An 18,074-nucleotide genomic window follows, 5' to 3' on the forward strand; every position below is an offset into this window, starting at 1 on the left:
GGGGCAAAGCCGGCGCGAGAGACGATTGTCCTGCATCGCGGGCTTGGGAGGAAGTGACGATCGGCAGATGGAGAGGCGGACGTGCGGCAAGGCACGTCCGCGTGCCGGCCGCGCGGGCCGGCGTGTTCGCCGCAGAGCCGGCGCCCCCCGGTTCAACGGCGAAAACGGGCGAGATGGGTGAACCGGCCTAAATCAGCTCGGAAATTTCGATAAGGTTCAGATCTGGGTCGCGCACATAAACGGAACGAATCTTCTGCGTTGCGCCCGTGCGCTCGACCGGACCTTCGACAATCGGCCAGTTCTTCTCTGCGAGATGCGCGATCACCGCGTCGAGCGGCACGGCTGCGATGAAGCACAGATCGAGCGCGCCCGGCACCGGCACATGCGCCTTGGGCTCGAATTCCGCGCCGCGCACATGCAGATTGATCTTCTGGTTGCCGAAGCGAAACGCGAGCCGCCCCGCGCCGAAGGTCTCCAGTTGCATCTGCAACACTTCTGAATAGAAGTGCTTCGTGGCCTCGGGGTCCACGCAGGTCAGCACCAGATGGTCGAGGTGGTCGATCAACGCCATGCTTCGCTCCTTGTCATGAGAACGCCCGTTGCACGGGCATGCCTTGCGCCTGTTCCGGAACCGGATGCAGGTCGAGGCGGCGGCCAGCCTTGAGGATCTGGCTCGGCACGTCGTGGCCGATCAAGCCGGGCAGCACCGCGGCGGCGTCTAGCACGGCGGCGAGATTGACGCCGGTGTCGTAGCCGTCGAGTTCGAGCATGTGCACGAGTTCTTCGGTGCACACGTTGCCGCTCGCACCCGGCGCGTACGGACAGCCGCCCAGGCCGCCGAGCGACGCATCGAAGCGCACGATGCCCGCGTCGAGCGCAGCGAGCGTGTTCGCGAGTGCCATGCCGCGCGTATTGTGGAAGTGCAGCGTGAGTTCGAGCGCGCCGAACGCCTGCGAAGCGCGTTCGCACAGCGCGCGCACCTGCGCGGGATGCGCCATGCCGGTCGTATCGCAAAGCGTGACGCCCTGCACGCCCAGTTCGGCGAAACGCTCCATCCAGCCGAGCACGTCTTCAACGGGCACATCGCCTTCCATCGGGCAGCCCATTGCTGTGGAGAGCGAAACATTGATCGCCACGCCCGTACCGCGCACGGCGTCGATCACGTCGCGCAGTTGGGCGAACGACTGCTCGCGCGTCATGCGCAGGTTGGTGCGATTGTGGGTCTCGCTCACCGACATCACGAGATTGACTTCATTCACATTGCACGACAGCGCGCGCTCCGCGCCGCGCACATTCGGCACGAGCACCGTATAGACGACGCCCGGTACGCGCGCGATGCCATGCATCACCGCTTCGGCGTCGCGCAGCGCGGGAATCGCCTTGGGCGACGTGAACGACGTCACTTCGATCTTCGCGTAGCCGCATGCGCTCAGGCGGTCGATCAGCGCGATCTTGTCGTCGGTGTCGATGAAGGCGGCTTCGTTCTGGAAACCGTCGCGTGTCGCGACTTCGTTAAGATACAGCCGCTTGCCCTTGAAGTTTTCTTGATTTCCGATTGTCATCTTGCCATTCTCCATTCAGATCACGCCGCGCGCGCGCCAGGCTTCGCGCGTGGCGGCGTCCACGCCTATCGATTCCAGCACGGTGTCGGTATGCTCGCCGAGCTTCGGCGCACTGCGCTCGATCGTGCCCGGCGTGCCGCACAGCTTGGGCACCACGCCCGGCACCTGCACCGCTGTACCGTCGGGCAAGGTGTCGTCCACGATCATCCCGCGCGCGTGGTAATGCGGATCGGCCGCGATGTCTGCGACGTCGTAAATGCGGCCCGCTGGAATACGCGCTTCGTTGAGCGCCGCGAGCACCTGGTCGAGCGTATGGCGCGCGGTCCATTCGCCGATGGCGGCGTCAATGCGCTCGACCTGCGCGACGCGCCCGTCATTCTGCGCGAGCGCGGGATCGCCGCCCAGGTCCGGACGGCCGATCAGTTCCATCAGGCGGCGATAGATGCTGTCGCCGTTGCCCGCGATCAGCGCGTACTTGCCGTCGCTGCAGCGGTAGGCGTTGCTCGGCGCGATGCCGGGCAGGCTGCTGCCCGCCGGCTGGCGCACTGCGCCGAACACCGAATACTCGGGCAGCAGGCTTTCCATCATGTTGAAGACCGACTCGTAGAGCGCGACGTCCACGACCTGACCCTTGCCGCCCTGCTGCTCGCGGTGCCGCAGCGCCAGCAAGATGCCGATCACGCCATGCAACGCCGAAAGCGAGTCGCCGATCGAAATGCCCACGCGCACCGGCGTGCGCTCCGGCTCGCCGCTCAGGTGACGCAGGCCGCCCATCGCTTCGGCGACCACGCCGAAACCGGGCCGGTCGCGATACGGGCCCGTTTGCCCGTAGCCCGAGACACGCAGCATGATGAGGCCGGGATTGATCGCGCTGAGCTCGTCCCAGCCGAGGCCCCAACCTTCGAGCGTGCCGGGACGGAAATTTTCGATCAGCACGTCGGTTTCCGATACGAGACGGCGGATCACGTCCTGCCCTTCGGGCGTGCGCAAGTCGAGCGTGATGGATTCCTTGTTACGCGACTGCGCGGCCCACCAGACCGACGTGCCGTCGTGCAACAGGCGCCACTTGCGCAGCGGATCGCCCACGCCGGGCGGCTCCACCTTGATCACGCTCGCGCCGAATTCGGCGAGCATGCGGCCTGCAAACGGACCCGCGATGAGCTGTCCGAGCTCCAGAACGCGGATTCCTTCGAGTGGTCTTGGCATGGCTGTGTCTCCTGGCTGACTGCGTCTGACTATGGGAGACATGATGAACCTGACCGCACCCCTTGATAATCGATGCTTGCTCAATCTGGCTTGAGCAAATGGAAAGGCTGCGCGAACGCGCGACGCGTCCACATGTTTCCCATCCGGCTCGGCATCGCTGCGAATTTCCTCATTGGAAAGTCAGTTGGCGGATCGGGCAAACCACACGCAAGCCCGTTGCGCGACAATAGACGTACTGCCCCTCTTTCGCTCAGGCCAGACACCATGCACGTCGTTTTTCTCGATCGCGCGACGCTCGCGCCCCAGACGCAGCTCCGTCCGCTGCCTTTCGACCACACGCTGGAAACGTTCGAGCGCACCGCGCCCGATGACGTCGCCGCGCGCATTCGCAACGCCGACATCGTCATCACGAACAAGGCGCGCATCACTGCCGAGGCGCTGGCCGGCGCCACGCGCCTGCGCATGATCGCCATCGCGGCTACGGGTACGGACAACGTCGATCTGCAAGCCTGTGCGGCGCGTGGCATCGTCGTGAGCAACGTGCGCGACTACGCCGGCAACAGCGTGCCGGAGCATACGTTCGCGTTGATCTTCGCGCTGCGCCGCAGCCTGGCCGCGTATCGCGACGCCGTGCGCGCCGGCCGCTGGCTCGAATCGGGACAGTTCTGTTTCTTCGATTATCCGATCCGCAATCTCGCGGGCTCGACGCTCGGCGTGATCGGCGACGGCGCGCTCGGACAAGCCGTCGCCCAAATGGGACGGGCACTCGGCCTGCGCGTGCTCTTCGCCGCGCGCAAAACGCGCAACGACGTGCAAGCGGGCTACGTGCCGCTCGAAACGCTGCTGGAAGAAAGCGACATCATCACGCTGCACTGCCCGCTCACAGCGCAAACGCGGGATCTGATCGACGCCACGGCGTTCGCGCGCATGAAGCGGCGGCCCTTGCTGATCAACACGGCACGCGGGGGACTCGTGAACGAAGCGGCGTTGGTGGACGCCTTGCAAACCGGCGCGATTTCAGGCGCGGGCTTCGATGTCGTGACGCAGGAACCGCTGCCTGCCGATCACCCATTCCAGGCCATCGTCTCGCACCCGGCGTTCATCCTCACACCTCACGTTGCGTGGGCGAGCGATGAAGCCATGCAGACGCTTGCGGATCAACTCGTCGGGAATATTGCGGCTTTTTACGAGGGAACGCCGCGGAATATTGTCACTGCGGTAGTGACTGCGCGTTGAGCGCGAGGCGCGGCAACCGCATCGGGGTTGCCTGCGCCTGAATCATCAGGCCATTTCCGGCTGTCTGGCGTGCCAATACTCATCGACGGCCTGCTTCGCATTTTGCTCGACCACGCTGAGCGCCATCAGCACATCGATCTTCAGCTTGGGGATGGCAAGCTCCACGCCAGGCAGCCTGGTCGTTTCCACTTGTGCATCGACACCTTCCATAACCGCGCGGCACAGCCATTGCGTGTCCGTCGCGTCTGCTTTCGCATCGACAGTGACTCGAAAGCCACGATATTCGACTGCCATATACTCTCCGAATCCTGACAAAACGTAATGCTCGCCCCGCCGAAACGGCGGTGAGGGGCGACTATATCATCACTTACGTGACACTTCAGCGAGGTCCGCAAAGGGTCACGAAGAAGTCGTCTAAAAGCGCCGCGCCCGCATTCACGCCCTGTTTTAAAGGGCGATTCTGCGGGCGCAGTGAGAATCGGGTCAGTTCGGACTTCTGTGCATCAGCTCGCGAGCGTGGTCCGCATCGAAGCCTTGCGCATCGTTCGCCAGCCCACGATCGCGAGCGAAACACCCGAGACCACGGCGGCAAGCGAGACGTAATACGCGGGCGCGAGCGTGTCGCCCGTCACGTGAATCAGCACTTCGGCGATCGTCGGCGCGAAGCCGCCAAAGAGCGTCACGCCAAGGCTATATGCGATGGAGAGCCCCGCAGAGCGCACACGCACGGGAAAGATCTCCGACATCAGCGCAGGCATCGGGCCCGAATAGGCCGCCTTGAAGATGCCCGCCGCGCCCTGGAGCACGAGCAGCCAGCCGAGCGTGGGGTGACGCTGCAACAGCGCGAACATGGGATACGTGAGCGAAGCAAGCAAGATCGACGTGGTCAGCATGATGCGAATGCGACCGATGCGGTCCGAGAGCGCGCCCATGACCGGCGAGAGCGCGAACTGCAGGCCGCCGTTGAGCACGACCACGCCGAACGAGGTTGCCGCCGCCATGTGGAGTTGCTTCACGGCGTACATCGGCATGTAAAGCTGGAGGATGTACACGCCGACGGTGGACTGCGCAACGATCCCAACCGCGAGCAGCAGATTCACCCATTGGCGGCGCAGCCCCGGCTCCTTCGTTGCGTGCGCATCTTGTGCGTTCTGCGCTTGCTGGTTCGCGACGAATTCGGGCGTCTCGTCCAGATGCGAGCGGATATACCAGCCCACGGGCCCGAGCACGAGCCCGAAGAAGAACGGCACGCGCCAGCCCCACGCCTGCAGTTGTTCAGGCGGCAGCCACCATGCGAGCACGCCGCCGAACGACGCCGCGAGGATCGCGGCCGCGCCCTGGCTCGCGAACTGCCAGCTCGCGTAGTAGCCGCGCTTCGCAGGGCTGTGCTCGACCATGAACGCCGTCGCGCTCCCGAATTCGCCGCCCACCGCAAAGCCCTGCACGAGTCGCGCGAGCAGGATCAACAGCGGCGCGGCGATGCCGATCGACGCATACGGCGGCATGACCGCCATGGCGAGCGTGCCAGCCATCATGAGCGCAATGGCCAGCGTAAGCGCGGCCTTGCGTCCCTTGCGGTCGCCGTAGATGCCCAGCACGATCGCGCCGAGCGGTCGCATGAGGAAAGAGATGCCGAAGGTGCCGACCGCAAGCAGCGTCGAGAGCCATTCGTCGTGCACGGGAAAGAACTGCTTCGCGATGATCGGCGCGAAGTAGCCGTACACGAGAAAGTCGAACCACTCCAGCGCATTGCCGATCGACGAGGAGAACACGATGCGGCGCACCATGCCGCGGCTGAGCGGCGCTCTCGAAGCCGATGAACTGGTCTCCATGTCAGTCTCTTCCATTTTTATTTGGTCTACTCATTGTTTATCGTGAACCGCGAGCGAGGCATTCCCGCTCGCGGTTCACGTTGCTCGCCGCCTAAAAGCCCGTTTAGAAGCCTGCTGCCAGCCCGTCGCGACGCGTGTCGCTCGCAGCCACATAACCGCGCTCGGGATCGTTGCGGTCGAGCTTCCAGATGAACTGGCCGGAGCCAAAGTCCATGTACGGATCGTCGATGCCCTTGATCTCGTGGCCGAGCCCTTCCAGCGCGCGCGCCGTCTGCGGGTTGAAGGTCGATTCGATGTCGAGCGTGAAGTCGCGGTTGACCTTCCAGCGCGGCGCGTCGCAGGCGGCCTGCGGCTGCTGGCCGTAATCGAGCATGCGCACGACCGACTGCAAATGGCCTTGCGGCTGCATGTCGCCGCCCATCACGCCGAAGCTCATCACCGCTTCCTGGCGGCCGTCTACCTGCTGCGTGAGGAACGCCGGGATGATGGTGTGGAACGGACGCTTGCCGCCTTCCACGACATTCGGCGAAACCGGGTCCATCGAAAAGCCGCAGCCGCGGTTCTGCAGCGCGATGCCCGTGCCCGGCACGACCACGCCCGAACCGAAGCCCATGTAGTTCGACTGGATGAAGCTCACCATCATGCCGCGCTCGTCCACGGCGGAGAGGTAGATCGTGCCGCCCGAGCGCGGCATGCCGAAGTCGAACTGCGTGGCGCGTTTCGGGTCGATCAGCTTTGCGCGCTCTTTCAGGTAGGCGTCGTCGAGCATCTGCTCGGGCGTAACTTCCATCGAACGCGGATCGGCCACGTAGCGGTAGACATCGGCGAACGCGAGCTTCATGGCCTCGATTTGCAGATGCTGCGATTCGAGGCTGTCGAGCGCGAGCGAGCCCATGTCGAACTGTTCGAGAATGCCCAGTGCGATGAGCGCGGCAATGCCCTGCCCGTTCGGCGGAATCTCGTGGACCGTGTAGCCGCGATAGTTCTTGCCGATCGGCTCGACCCATTCCGGGCGATAGTTGCGCAGGTCGTCCAGCGTGAGCGCCGCGCCGCCTTCGCGCGCAAACGCGGCGATGCGCTCGGCGAGTTCGCCTTCGTAGTAGTCGCGCGGGCCGCGTTCCGCGAGGCGCCGCAGCGTGGCCGCATGGCCGGGGAAACACACACGCTCGCTCACTTCAGGCGCGCGGCCGCGCGGCATGAAGGTCTCGGCAAAACCCGGCTGATTGTGCAATTCGGGAATCGCGGCCTGCCACTTGCGCGTGACGATGGTCGCCACGGCATGGCCGCGCTCCGCGATCTCGATGGCCGGCTCCATCAGGTCCGCGAACGGCAGCTTGCCGAACTTCGCGTGCAGCGCTTCCCAGCCCGCGATCACGCCCGGCACCGTCACCGTGTCCCAGCCGCGCTTGGGCTGCTTCGCGAGGCCGTTTTCCTCGCCGTATTTGCGGCGGAAATAATCGACGCTCCATGCCGCCGGCGCATTGCCCGACGCATTCAGGCCGTGCAGCTTCGCGCCATCCCAGACGAGCGCGAAACAGTCGCTGCCAAGGCCGTTCGACACCGGCTCGACCACGGTAATGGCAGCGGCGGCGGCAATGGCGGCGTCGACGGCATTCCCGCCTTTCCAGAGCATGCGCAGCCCGGCCTGCGCGGCTAGCGGATGCGACGTCGAAACGATATTGCGGGCGAACACCGGCAGGCGCGGCGTCGAATAGGGGTTTTGCCAGTTGAAGCGCGTCATGGGAGTTCGGATTCCGGTAATGAACGAAAGCAGCGGCGCGCGCGCCGTCGCACTCAGTTGCGGCGCGCACGGCTCATGCCGATTTATCGATTATGTTGAAGGATCAGGCAAAAAAATATTAATATTTTATTCTCAATACTTAAGTTTAATTTACATGCTCACTCTACGGATGCTGCGCACCTTGCAGGCCGTCGCGCGCAGCGGGTCATTCGCCACGGCGGCGGAAAAAACGGCGCTCACGCAGGCGGCCGTGAGCCTGCAGATGCGCGGGCTCGAAGAAGCGCTCGGCCGGCAGATCTTCGACCGGCGCGCGCGCCAGGTCGCGCTCACCCGCGAAGGCCGCGAGATCTGCGCGAAGGTCGAGCACATTCTCGCGCTGATCGACGAGTTGCCCGCCAGTGCCGGCGACACGATGCGCGGCTCGATCATCATCGGCGCGGTGGTGTCGGTGATCGGCGCGCTTTCGCTGGCCGTCGCGCATCTGAAAACCGGCCACCCGGAACTCGAAGTGCGCCTCACCTCGGCGCGCTCGAACGAACTGGCGCGCATGGTGGAAGACGGCGACGTGGACCTCGCCGTCGTCGTTGGCAGTGCAGATGGTTCGCTTCACGAGTCGCTCGCGTGGACACCGCTCTACGAAGAGCCGCTGATGCTGGTGACGAGCCGCACGACGCCCGGCGACGACGCGCGCCGCATCCTGCGCGAACGCGGTTTCCTGCGCTTCGACCGGCGCGTGCCGACGGGCGTCGTGATCGACCACGCACTGGGCGAACTGGGCATCGAACCGCTCGAATATCTGGAGCTGAACTCGATCGAAACGATCGTCTCGCTCGTGCGTAACGACGTGGGCGTGAGCGTGCTGCCGGTCCTGCAAGGCGGCAAATGGCAGAGCGACCCGAATTTGCGGCTCGTGCCGCTCCCCGGCCGGCCATTCATCCGCACGGTGGGCATGATTTACCGGAAAGCGCACAAGCAGACGCTGTTGACAAAAACGATTGCAGACATGCTGCGTCGGTGACAGAACGCGTGACTGCGACCATCTGTCGTGCAAATTCCTCAATGGCCTATGAATAGGCGCATCGAGGCTGAAAGGCCTTGTCGCTAGAGCCTTCTGTGGGTTGACCCGACTCACCTCGAAAGTAAAATGAAAGCTCCGAAAAACAGGAGCAACCGAGGCTACCCGCCTCCCATCGCTCGACAGGCCCCGCTCTCGCTCTTACCGGAGCACGAGTATTAGTTAGCAATGCAAAGTTATTTGCCGGAGAGAAACTCATGAAAGTCAGAACTCGCACCGTTGCCGTCGTCGCCATCGTGATCAGCGCTCTCTTTGCGGGCCAGGTGTTTGCACAGGCCACCGCCCCGGAAAGCAAGGAAGGCCAGCCTGCCGCCACGGTCACGCATAGCGACCCGATCGTTCAAAAGCGCATGGAAGTTCGCGAGGCAAACCGGCAGCAGCGCGCCCGGACAGCGGAAGCGCGGCAGACCTTCAACCAGGAAGCACGCGAAGCCAGGGCCGAGCGCAATCAGTCGGCACAAGACTCCCGCGCCCGCGCGCAAGCCGCGCTCGACGCGCACTGAGCGCGCTACCCTCGCGTTCGCCCCGAGACTGTACGCCTGGCGTGGTGCCTGCCACGCCAATCGCGTAAGCTAACGTCGCTGCACGCTCACCCGCGAAGCCCCGCGCTTCGCGCCTCGAAGCGGGATCGACACGGAAAAGCGAACGCTCCATGCAAAGATCGCTCATCGCGCTGGCTGCAAACGGGTTGCGAGAACTGGGCGCCACGGCGCTGCCGCTATGCGCCATCGCGCTGGCCACGGGTCTTACCGCGTGTCAGCAGCTCCCGCCGCTCGCCGAGCGCACGCAAACCACGGCGCTCACGCCCGCCGAAGCGCGATCGACTCAACTTGGCGCCGCCGTAGCGGCCGAACTCGCCACCCATCCCGACTCCACCGGCATCGACCCGCTCGCAAACCCGCTCGACGCCTTCGCCTCGCGCGTGGCGCTCGTGCGCAGCGCCCAGCGAACGTTGGACGTGCAGTACTACATCTGGCGCAACGATCTCACCGGCACCTTGTTGCTCGAAGAGCTGCGCGAGGCCGCCGACCGCGGCGTGCGCGTGCGCCTGCTGCTCGACGACAACGGCATTCCGTCCGCCTTGGACCCCGCGCTCGCCGCACTCAATCTGCATCCCAACATGGAGGTTCGCCTCTTCAATCCTTTCGTCACGCGCAAGCCCAAAGCCATCGGCTTTGTCACCGACTTTTCGCGGCTGAACCGGCGCATGCACAACAAGTCGCTCACGGCTGACGGCGTGGCGACCATTCTTGGCGGCCGCAATATCGGCGACGAATATTTCGGCGCGACCGACGGCGTCGTGTTCGCGGACCTCGACGTGCTGGCCATCGGCCCTGCGGCTACCGACGTCGCGCACGACTTCGACCGCTACTGGGCCAGCGCCTCGTCATACCCGGTGTCGCAAGTCCTGCCGTACGTCGCGCCCGATGCGCTCGACACGCTCGATCGCGCAGCGCTCGCCGCGCGCACCGATCCGGCCGCGGCGGAATACATCGAATCGCTGCGCAAGACCACCGACGTGCGCCGCCTGCTGGACGGCACGCTGCCGCTCGAATGGGCGAAGACGCAACTGGTCAGCGACGACCCGGCGAAAGCGCTGGGCACGGCGCCCAAGGACACGCTCATCCTCAGCCAGCTCCACGAGATAGTCGGCGATCCGCATCGCGAACTCGATCTGGTTTCGCCATACTTCGTGCCGGGCGAGGTGGGCACGCAATACTTCACGCAACTCGCCGCCCAGGGCGTGACCGTGCGCGTGCTGACGAACTCGCTCGAAGCCACCGACGTTTCCGCCGTGCATTCCGGCTATGCGCGGCGCCGCGTGACGCTGCTCGAAGGCGGGGTGGAGCTGTTCGAGTTGCGGCGCGCGGCGGGCACCGGCAAAGAAAAGGGCAAAGGCGCAGGCAGTGGTCCGTTCGGCAGCACGGGGTCGAGCCTGCACGCCAAAACCTTCGCCGTGGACGCGGAGCGCGTATTCGTCGGCTCAGTGAATTTCGACCCGCGCTCGGCGAATCTCAACACCGAACTCGGGCTCGTGATCGACAGTCCCGTGCTGGCCAGCCAGATCGAAAAGGCGTTCTGGACGCGCGTGCCGCAGCTCGCTTACCAGGCCCACCTCGACGAGAGCGGCAAGCTCTACTGGACGCGCCTTTCCGACGATACGGTCATTCGCTACGACACCGAGCCGAACACCAAATGGAACCAGCGCCTGAGCGTCTGGTTCTTCTCCATCATGCCTATCGAGTGGCTGCTGTAGGGCGCGCTTCGGCACGGCACTGCCCTTGCCTCTCGCATCGACGCTGACAGGGTTATCCCCTATTTCACCTAAGTTGTCTATACAACATCATGCGGACATTCCCATCGTCCGCGGCATGCGGGCGCCATGCACTCACCCACAGTTCGGAGCCGTCCGTGGCAATGCCTGAATCCGTCGCCAATCTCGAAACCGATGGCCGCAAGATCCTGGAAACGCGTTCGATCGACTACATCCCCGACGCGGAGCGCCACGGCAGTCTGTTCAGCCAGTTCACGCTCTGGCTTTCCGCGAACCTCCAGGTCACGGCGATCATCACCGGCGCGCTAGCCGTCGTGCTCGGCGGCGACGTTTTCTGGTCTCTCATCGCATTATTGGCTGGACAACTCGTAGGCGGCGCGGTCATGGCGCTGCACGGCGCGCAAGGCCCGCAACTCGGCCTGCCGCAGATGATCTCCAGCCGCGTGCAATTCGGCGTCTACGGCGCGGCCATTCCGATCGTGCTCGTTTGCATCATGTATGTCGGCTTTTCGGCGAGCGGCACGGTGCTCGCTGGCCAGGCCACCGCGCAACTGCTCAACGTTTCCGATACCACGGGCATCTGCCTTTTCGCGGCGCTCATCGTCGTGCTGACACTGCTCGGCTATCGCTCGATTCACTTCGTCGGCCGCATCGCCAGCGTGATCGGCGTGCTCGCATTCGTGTTCATGTTCGCGCAACTCTTCACACATCACGACGTGGGCGCGCTGCTGGCCAACCGCCACTTTTCGGTTGCGAGCTTCCTGCTCTCCATGTCGCTTTCGGCTTCGTGGCAAATCGCATTCGGCCCCTACGTTGCCGACTATTCGCGCTACCTGCCGCGCTCGACTTCGCCCATGCGCACGTTCCTCGCAGTCGGCCTCGGCTCGGTGATCGGGGCGCAGGCGGCAATGGTGTTCGGCGTGTTCGCCGCCGCGCTCGCAGGCCATGCGTTCGCGCATCATGAAGTGGCGTATATCGTGAGCCTCGGCGCGAGCGGCGCGGTCGCTGCGATGCTCTACTTCAGCATCGCGTTCGGCAAGCTCACCGTCACCACGCTCAATGCCTACGGCAGCTTCATGTCGATGGCGACGATCGTGAGCGCGTTCCGTGCGAAGCGCGCCATCTCCACGCGCCACCGTTTCGTCTACATCATCGGGATGGTCGGCATTTCGACGCTCGTCGCGCTCGCAGGCCGCCACTCGTTTCTCAAGGAATTCACGGCGTTCATCCTGTTCCTGCTCGCATTCTTCACGCCGTGGAGCGCGATCAATCTGGTGGACTTCTACTGCTTCACGCAATCGCGCTACGACGTGCCGGCGCTGTCGAACCCCGACGGCCGCTACGGCCGCTGGAACGCCAAGGCCATTGGCATCTACGTGCTTGGCGTGCTCGTGCAAATGCCGTTCATCTCGACGAGCTTCTATACGGGCCCCTTCGTCGACGTGCTCGGCGGCACGGACATCTCGTGGATTCTCGGCCTGATCGTGCCCGGCGTGCTCTACTACGTCGCCATGCGCCTCACGCCGTCCGTCATTCCCGAACGCCTGATCCTGCCGGTCGAGCAGGAGTAATCCCGGCGGCGTGGCGCGCCGCTTCCCCCATCAACACCATTTTCACTCGCGCGGGTCTCACCACCCGCGCGCTTGCATTATTTTTCTATAAATAGTTGTACTGATAATGAAAAAGCCCCCCGCTTCGATCCGCCGTCCCTCCACTCGCACCATGGGCAGCCCGCTTTGCGCCTGCGCACTCGGCCTGTTTGCGCACAGCGCGTTCGCCCAGGACGGCGTAACGCTGTATGGCCTCATCGACGAGTTTGCCCAATATGTCAACACAGGCAACGGATACACGGCCGCGCTCGGTTCGAGCGGCCAATGGGGCAGCCGCTTCGGCCTCAAAGGCAAGGAAGACCTGGGCGGCGGACAAACGCTTTCGTTCGCCCTTGAAAACGGCTTCAATCCCACGGACGGCACGCTGGCCACGAAGGGATCGCTGTTCGATCGCCAGGCGTGGGTTGGCCTCTCGGGCGGCTGGGGCGAGGTGCGAGCGGGCCGGCAGAATTCGCCGCTCTTCAACGATCAAGGCGGCCAGGACGCCTTTGGCGGCGTCACGCAGGCTTCGGCCATGGACAACCTCACGGTATTCACCTTCCGCACGAGCAACACCGTCTCCTATGTCACGCCCGAGTTCGCCGGCCTTCAGGCCGGCGTCTACGTGGGCTTCGGCGACGCGGGCGGCTTGCGCGCCGCGGGTTCGAGCCAGCAGTTCGACGCAACCTATGCGCATGGCCCGTTCGCCGCATTCGTCGCGGGACAGTGGCTCAAGAACAGCGCAGGCAGCGCCACCGACCGCACGATCATGGCCGGCACTTCGTACGCAATCGGGCGTGCCACGATCTTCGGCGGCTATTCGGACATGAAATGGCCCGACCTCGCCTTGAATGCCTACACCGTGGGCGTTTCGGCCAGGTACCAGTTCAGCGTGAACAATATCGTCGGACTCGGCTACGCGATGCTGCGCGATCGCACCTCGCAAGGCGACAATGCCGATCAGATCGGCCTGATGTACGAATACGACCTTTCCAAAACGACGAACTTCTACGGCGCGCTCTCGTTCCTGCGCAATCGTAACCAGGCAAGTTACACGCTCGCCGGCGCCGCGAATCCCGGCCTGCCGCTCGCCTACCCCGGCGCCGATGCGCGCGGCGTGCAGATCGGTATCGTTCACCGCTTCTAAACGCAAGAACGGCTCTGGATCGTTCGATCCAGAGCCGTTGCGTGTACAACCCGTCTTAGCGGTCGACGGAAGATCTCACGCCACTGTGGCGTTGATTGCCTGAATGGCTTCCAGCGCGCCGCCCACCATCTCGCGCAGCACGGGCTGGACTTTCTCCGCGAGCGCGGGAACGTAGTCGAAAGGTGCGGTTTCGTTCATGTAGACCGACTGGCACATTTCCAGCTGGATCGCGTGCACGCCGTCCTGCGGCGCGCCGAAATGGCGCGTGATGTAGCCGCCCTTGAAGCGTCCGTTCGCGATCCACGTATAGCCGCTTGCCGCCGCCGCGTGTTCCGCGCGCGCCTGCACCGCAGCGTTCACGGTGCGCCCGTCCTGCGTGCCGATGTTCAGGTCCGGCAGCTTGTTGTCGAACAGGCGCGGCAGCACGCTCGCGATCGAATGCGCTTCCCACAGCAGCACATTCGCGTGCGCCGAGCGCAAGCGCTTGAGTTCAGCGGCGAGCGTGTCGTGGTACGGCTGCCAGAAGGTCTGCACGCGACGCTGGCGCTCCTCGGCGTCGGGCACGCAACCCTCGCGGTAGATGGGCTCGCCGCGAAACGTCTCGGTTGGGCACAGCGACGTGGTGGTCTGGCCGGGATAGAGGCTTTCGTCGTTCGGCGGCCGGTTCAGGTCGACCACATAGCGCGAAACGCGCGCGCCGAGCACGGTCGCGCCCAGTTCCTTCGCGAACGCGTAAAGGCGATCGAGATGCCAGTCCGTATCGGCGACAGTCAGGGCGACGTCCGTGTACTCGCCGTGCATCGCAGCGGGAATGTGCGTGCCCAGGTGAGGGATTGAAATGATGAGCGGTGCGGTGCCGCGTTCCAGTGAAAAGATATCGGTCATCGAAATGGGTCTCGTGAATGGCGCGTGCGTTCAAGCGTGTTCAAGCGTCGGCCAGCAACCTGGCGAGCGTAGCGCGATAGTCCGCGTAAAGGCGCGCTTCGTCGCGATGCCGGCGCGCTTCCACGACTTTTACGCCGCCGGTATAGACGTCGAGCACCGGCGTTTCGCCATGCTCGCAAAAAACGACCGACGAGAGCCACGTCAGCGGCTTTTGCTCGGCGAGATTCGGATGCTGGGCGTCGAGCACGATCCAGTCGGCGCGCGCGCCTTCCTTCAATGCGCCGACCTTGCGCCCCGTCGCCTGTGCGCCACCTGCGAGCGCGCCTTCAAAAAGCCGGTCCGCCACTTGCGCTTGATGCGTCGAGGCCAGCACGTTGCGCTCGCGCCGTGCGAGCCGCTGCCCGTATTCGAGCAGCCGAAGTTCCGCGCGCCAGTCCACGCCGATATGGCTGTCCGAACCCACGCCGTACGCACCGCCCGCATCGAGATACTCGCGCGTCGGGAAAATACCGTCACCGAGATTCGCCTCGGTCGTCAGGCACAGGCCCGCTATCGCGCCGCTTTGCGCAAGTGCGGCGGTCTCGCGTGCATCGATATGCGTGGCATGCACCAGGCACCAGCGCGCGTTCACGTCGAAGCGATCGAGCAGCCATTGCACCGGCCGCGCGCCTTCAGTCGCGAGACAAGCCTCGACTTCGGCCGTCTGCTCGGCGATGTGAATATGCACGGGCGCGCCAGGCAGCGCGTGGTCGAGACCTTCCAGCAGCGTGCGCAACGAGTCATGCGACACGGCGCGCAGCGAGTGCGGCGCGACGCCGTAGCGCAACGCGCCGTGCTCGGGCCGCCACTCGCGCAGTGCCTCGACGATGCCGAGCAACCGTTCCGGCGTGTTGATGAAGCGGCGCTGATCGTCGCGCGGCGCTTGCGCGCCGAAGCCACTGTACTGATAGAGCACGGGCAGCATCGTCATGCCGATGCCGGTCACGCCCGCCGCGTCCACCACGCGTTGCGCCAGTTCGGCGGGGCTCGCATACCGCTGGCCATCCTGGGCGTGATGCACGTAGTGGAATTCGCAAACGGAGGTGTAGCCCGCTTTCAACATCTCGACATAGAGCCAGCGCGCGATCGCACCGAGATCGTCAGGCGTAATGCGCGCGGCGAAGCGATACATGAGGTCGCGCCAGCTCCAGAAGCTGTCGGTGGGATTGGCGCGATATTCGGTGAGGCCAGCCATGGCGCGCTGAAACGCATGCGAATGAAGATTAGGCATGCCAGGCAAGATCGGCCCTGCCGCACGCGCGACGCCCTGGGGCGCCTGCGCGAGATCGGGCGTCACGCTGCGCAGCGTTCCCGCCGCGTCCCATTCGAGCAGCACGTTGCGGCGCCAGCCGTCAGGTAGATACGCGTGCTCGGCGAAGAGCGCGCGCGAAGTCGGATTCGTTTCGATGGTGTGATTCATGCGTGAAAATTGCGCTCAAACGCGTCGCTCGAATGCGCGACGCTCAAAAACGGTCTCGCCGCCGCGCACCACACGCGCGCAGAGCGGACGGCCGATCCAGTAGGCCAATTCAGCGAGTGACTGCACGGACCACACGGCAAAGTCAGCGGGACGGCCAATCGCAAGCGAGCCGTGATGCTGCGCATCGCCGAAAGCCTGCGCGGCATGCCGCGTCACGCCCTGCAACACCTCGGGCACGGTCATGCGAAACAGCGTGGTCGCCATGTTCATCATGAGCAGCAGCGAGGTGGCAGGCGACGTGCCTGGATTGCTGTCGGTGGAGATGGCGATCGGCACCTCGTAGCGCCGCAGCAGATCGAGCGGAGGAAGCTGCGTTTCGCGGATGAAGTAGTACGCGCCCGGCAGCAGCACCGCCACCGTGCCGGCTTCCTTCATGGCGGCAACGCCCGCTTCGTCGAGAAACTCCAGATGGTCGGCTGAAAGCGCGCCGTGACGCGCCGCGAGCGCCGCGCCGCCGCTATTGGAAAGCTGCTCGGCGTGCATCTTGACCGCGAGGTTGCACCGCGCGGCCGCTTCGAACACGCGCTCGCTCTGCGCGAGCGAGAAGCCGATTCGTTCGCAGAACACATCGACGGCGTCGACCAGGCCTTCGTCGGCGAGCGCGGGAAGCATGCGTTCGCACACTTCGTCGATATAGTCGTCGGCGCGGCCCGCAAATTCGGGCGGCAACGCATGCGCGCCGAGAAACGTCGTGCGCACCGTGACCGGATAGCGTTCGCCAAGCTGACGCGCGACGCGCAGCATCTTGCGCTCGCTCGCCAGATCGAGGCCATAGCCCGACTTGATCTCGACAGCCGTTACGCCTTCGGCGAGCAATGGCTCGAGGCGTGCCGCCGACTGCGCAAACAGCGCGGCTTCATCGGCCGCGCGCGTGGCGCGCACCGTCGATACGATGCCGCCACCCTGCCGCGCGATTTCTTCGTAGCTCACGCCCGCAAGACGCTGCGCGAATTCATCGGCGCGCTGGCCGCCGTAGACGAGGTGCGTGTGGCAATCCACGAGACCGGGCGTGACCCAGGCGCCGCCCAGGTCCTCGCGCCGCCAGTCGGCGAACTGCGCGGGCAATTCGGCAGCGGCGCCGAGCCACACGATCTTGCCGTCTTCCACTGCGATCGCCGCGTTCTCAACGATGTCACCCGGATCGCCATGCGGGCACAGTTTGAGGTTCTGCCAGAGAGTGCGTTTCATCAGGTATGCATAGCATCGTGCGATGCCGTATCCGTAGTGTCTTGCGGAGTTGCGTCCAGCACATTCAGCGCCACAGCGAGCAAGGCGCCCGCACCACGCGTTTCGATGTGCAAGGGGCAATGAGCGTCTGGCGTATCGATGCGCAGCGTGTCTCCCGCTTCGAGGCGCACGTTCCGCTCGCCGTCCACGCGCACGTCCTGCTCGCCTTGCGCGCAGTAGAGCAAGACCGTTTGCGCATTCAGGCTGCGCCGCGCGTTTTCGCGCCACACTTCGAGCGTGCCGCGCGCCGCATCGCGGCGCACCATCAAGTTGAAGTCGCGCGTGGCACCGTTCACGAGGCGGGCGTCGATTGCCGTTTCGCCTGCGAAGTGCGCGGCGTCAAGCGGCTGCGTGAGCACATGCGTGCGGCCTGCTTCGTCGAGCAGCATGCCCGCACCTTCGAGCAGCACCAGCGTACGATCCACGCCCTCGAAACGCGAGAACGGCCCGGCCTGCGCAACATCGGCCACGCTGACTCGCCACGCGAACACGTCCAGCGACGCGCCCGCATGCGACGCCACGTGCGCCACCGCGATTTCGCGCGTGACGCCGCCGCCGTTCTTCCACGGCGACGCCACGAGCGCTGCGCCGCGCAGCAGCGTGAGCCTGGCGGCCTGCACCGCGCCGCCTACCGCTTTTGCGCTGCTCATCGGCCGAGCATCGGCAGCTTGAGACCCGCCTCGCGCGCGGTTTGCTGCGCGAGTTCGTAGCCAGCATCTGCATGGCGCATCACGCCCGTGGCCGGATCGTTGTGCAGCACGCGGCCAAGACGCTCGTGCG

The 18,074-nt window shown here is 64.9% G+C and carries 17 protein-coding genes; 6 read left to right on the forward strand and 11 right to left on the reverse strand.

Going from position 1 to position 18,074, the window contains the following annotated elements; translation table 11 throughout:
• Positions 1–187: 187 nt before the first annotated feature.
• The 3 genes from VSR72_RS42580 to VSR72_RS42590 are packed head-to-tail and all read right to left on the reverse strand — an operon-like array spanning position 188 to position 2,768.
• Positions 188–571, reverse strand: coding sequence for a VOC family protein (locus VSR72_RS42580; RefSeq protein ID WP_342958175.1), 384 nt, complete (start codon positions 569–571; stop codon positions 188–190).
• A 13-nt stretch (positions 572–584) separates the two neighbouring features.
• The gene (locus tag VSR72_RS42585; RefSeq protein ID WP_342958176.1) at positions 585–1,562 is read right to left on the reverse strand and encodes a hydroxymethylglutaryl-CoA lyase; all 978 of its coding nucleotides are present in this window, start codon (positions 1,560–1,562) and stop codon (positions 585–587) included.
• 15 nt (positions 1,563–1,577) lie between these two features.
• Positions 1,578–2,768 (reverse strand): CoA transferase, encoded by a 1,191-nt coding sequence (locus VSR72_RS42590; RefSeq protein WP_342958177.1) that lies wholly within the window; start codon positions 2,766–2,768, stop codon positions 1,578–1,580.
• Positions 2,769–3,032: 264 nt separating this feature from the next.
• On the opposite strand from VSR72_RS42590, the gene VSR72_RS42595 reads away from it, so the two are divergent.
• Positions 3,033–4,004, forward strand: a complete 972-nt coding sequence (locus VSR72_RS42595; RefSeq protein ID WP_342958178.1) for a D-2-hydroxyacid dehydrogenase — start codon at positions 3,033–3,035, stop codon at positions 4,002–4,004.
• A 45-nt stretch (positions 4,005–4,049) separates the two neighbouring features.
• Here VSR72_RS42595 and VSR72_RS42600 read toward each other — a convergent pair whose 3' ends face one another.
• From VSR72_RS42600 to VSR72_RS42610, 3 genes are all read right to left on the reverse strand, one after another.
• Complete coding sequence (locus VSR72_RS42600) at positions 4,050–4,298, reverse strand: hypothetical protein (protein WP_342958179.1); 249 nt, start codon at positions 4,296–4,298, stop codon at positions 4,050–4,052.
• Between the two features lie 209 nt (positions 4,299–4,507).
• Positions 4,508–5,836, reverse strand: a complete 1,329-nt coding sequence (locus VSR72_RS42605) for an MFS transporter (RefSeq protein WP_342958180.1) — start codon at positions 5,834–5,836, stop codon at positions 4,508–4,510.
• 103 nt (positions 5,837–5,939) lie between these two features.
• A complete protein-coding gene (locus VSR72_RS42610) occupies positions 5,940–7,577 on the reverse strand; it encodes a gamma-glutamyltransferase family protein (RefSeq protein ID WP_342958181.1) in 1,638 nt (545 codons plus the stop codon).
• Positions 7,578–7,731: 154 nt separating this feature from the next.
• On the opposite strand from VSR72_RS42610, the gene VSR72_RS42615 reads away from it, so the two are divergent.
• The 5 genes from VSR72_RS42615 (at position 7,732) to VSR72_RS42635 (ending at position 13,663) form a co-directional block, all read left to right on the forward strand.
• Positions 7,732–8,595, forward strand: coding sequence for a LysR family transcriptional regulator (locus VSR72_RS42615; RefSeq protein ID WP_342958182.1), 864 nt, complete (start codon positions 7,732–7,734; stop codon positions 8,593–8,595).
• A 254-nt stretch (positions 8,596–8,849) separates the two neighbouring features.
• On the forward strand, positions 8,850–9,155 hold the full coding sequence (locus VSR72_RS42620) for a hypothetical protein (protein WP_342958183.1): 306 nt from the start codon (positions 8,850–8,852) through the stop codon (positions 9,153–9,155).
• Between the two features lie 149 nt (positions 9,156–9,304).
• Entirely contained in the window at positions 9,305–10,909 is a 1,605-nt protein-coding gene (locus tag VSR72_RS42625; RefSeq protein ID WP_342958184.1) for a phospholipase D family protein, read from the forward strand.
• Between the two features lie 161 nt (positions 10,910–11,070).
• Positions 11,071–12,498, forward strand: coding sequence for a cytosine permease (locus VSR72_RS42630; protein WP_342958185.1), 1,428 nt, complete (start codon positions 11,071–11,073; stop codon positions 12,496–12,498).
• A 151-nt stretch (positions 12,499–12,649) separates the two neighbouring features.
• On the forward strand, positions 12,650–13,663 hold the full coding sequence (locus VSR72_RS42635; protein ID WP_342958190.1) for a porin: 1,014 nt from the start codon (positions 12,650–12,652) through the stop codon (positions 13,661–13,663).
• A gap of 75 nt (positions 13,664–13,738) precedes the next feature.
• Here VSR72_RS42635 and hutG read toward each other — a convergent pair whose 3' ends face one another.
• The 5 genes from hutG to VSR72_RS42660 form a co-directional block, all read right to left on the reverse strand.
• The gene (gene hutG, locus VSR72_RS42640) at positions 13,739–14,548 is read right to left on the reverse strand and encodes an N-formylglutamate deformylase (RefSeq protein ID WP_342958186.1); all 810 of its coding nucleotides are present in this window, start codon (positions 14,546–14,548) and stop codon (positions 13,739–13,741) included.
• Positions 14,549–14,588: 40 nt separating this feature from the next.
• On the reverse strand, positions 14,589–16,007 hold the full coding sequence (locus VSR72_RS42645; RefSeq protein WP_342958187.1) for a formimidoylglutamate deiminase: 1,419 nt from the start codon (positions 16,005–16,007) through the stop codon (positions 14,589–14,591).
• Positions 16,008–16,022: 15 nt separating this feature from the next.
• A complete protein-coding gene (gene hutI / locus VSR72_RS42650) occupies positions 16,023–17,255 on the reverse strand; it encodes an imidazolonepropionase (protein WP_342958188.1) in 1,233 nt (410 codons plus the stop codon).
• Positions 17,255–17,944 carry a HutD family protein gene (locus VSR72_RS42655; protein ID WP_342958189.1) on the reverse strand — a complete coding sequence of 230 codons (690 nt, stop codon included), beginning with the start codon at positions 17,942–17,944 and terminating at the stop codon, positions 17,255–17,257. The genes hutI and VSR72_RS42655 overlap by 1 nt, the downstream gene beginning before the upstream one ends.
• Positions 17,941–18,074: hypothetical protein (locus VSR72_RS42660; protein WP_342958191.1), on the reverse strand; the 134-nt coding region annotated here is incomplete at its 5' end. The genes VSR72_RS42655 and VSR72_RS42660, both read right to left, overlap by 4 nt.

The organism is Paraburkholderia sp. JHI869, from assembly GCF_038900775.1.
GTDB lineage: Bacteria > Pseudomonadota > Gammaproteobacteria > Burkholderiales > Burkholderiaceae > Paraburkholderia.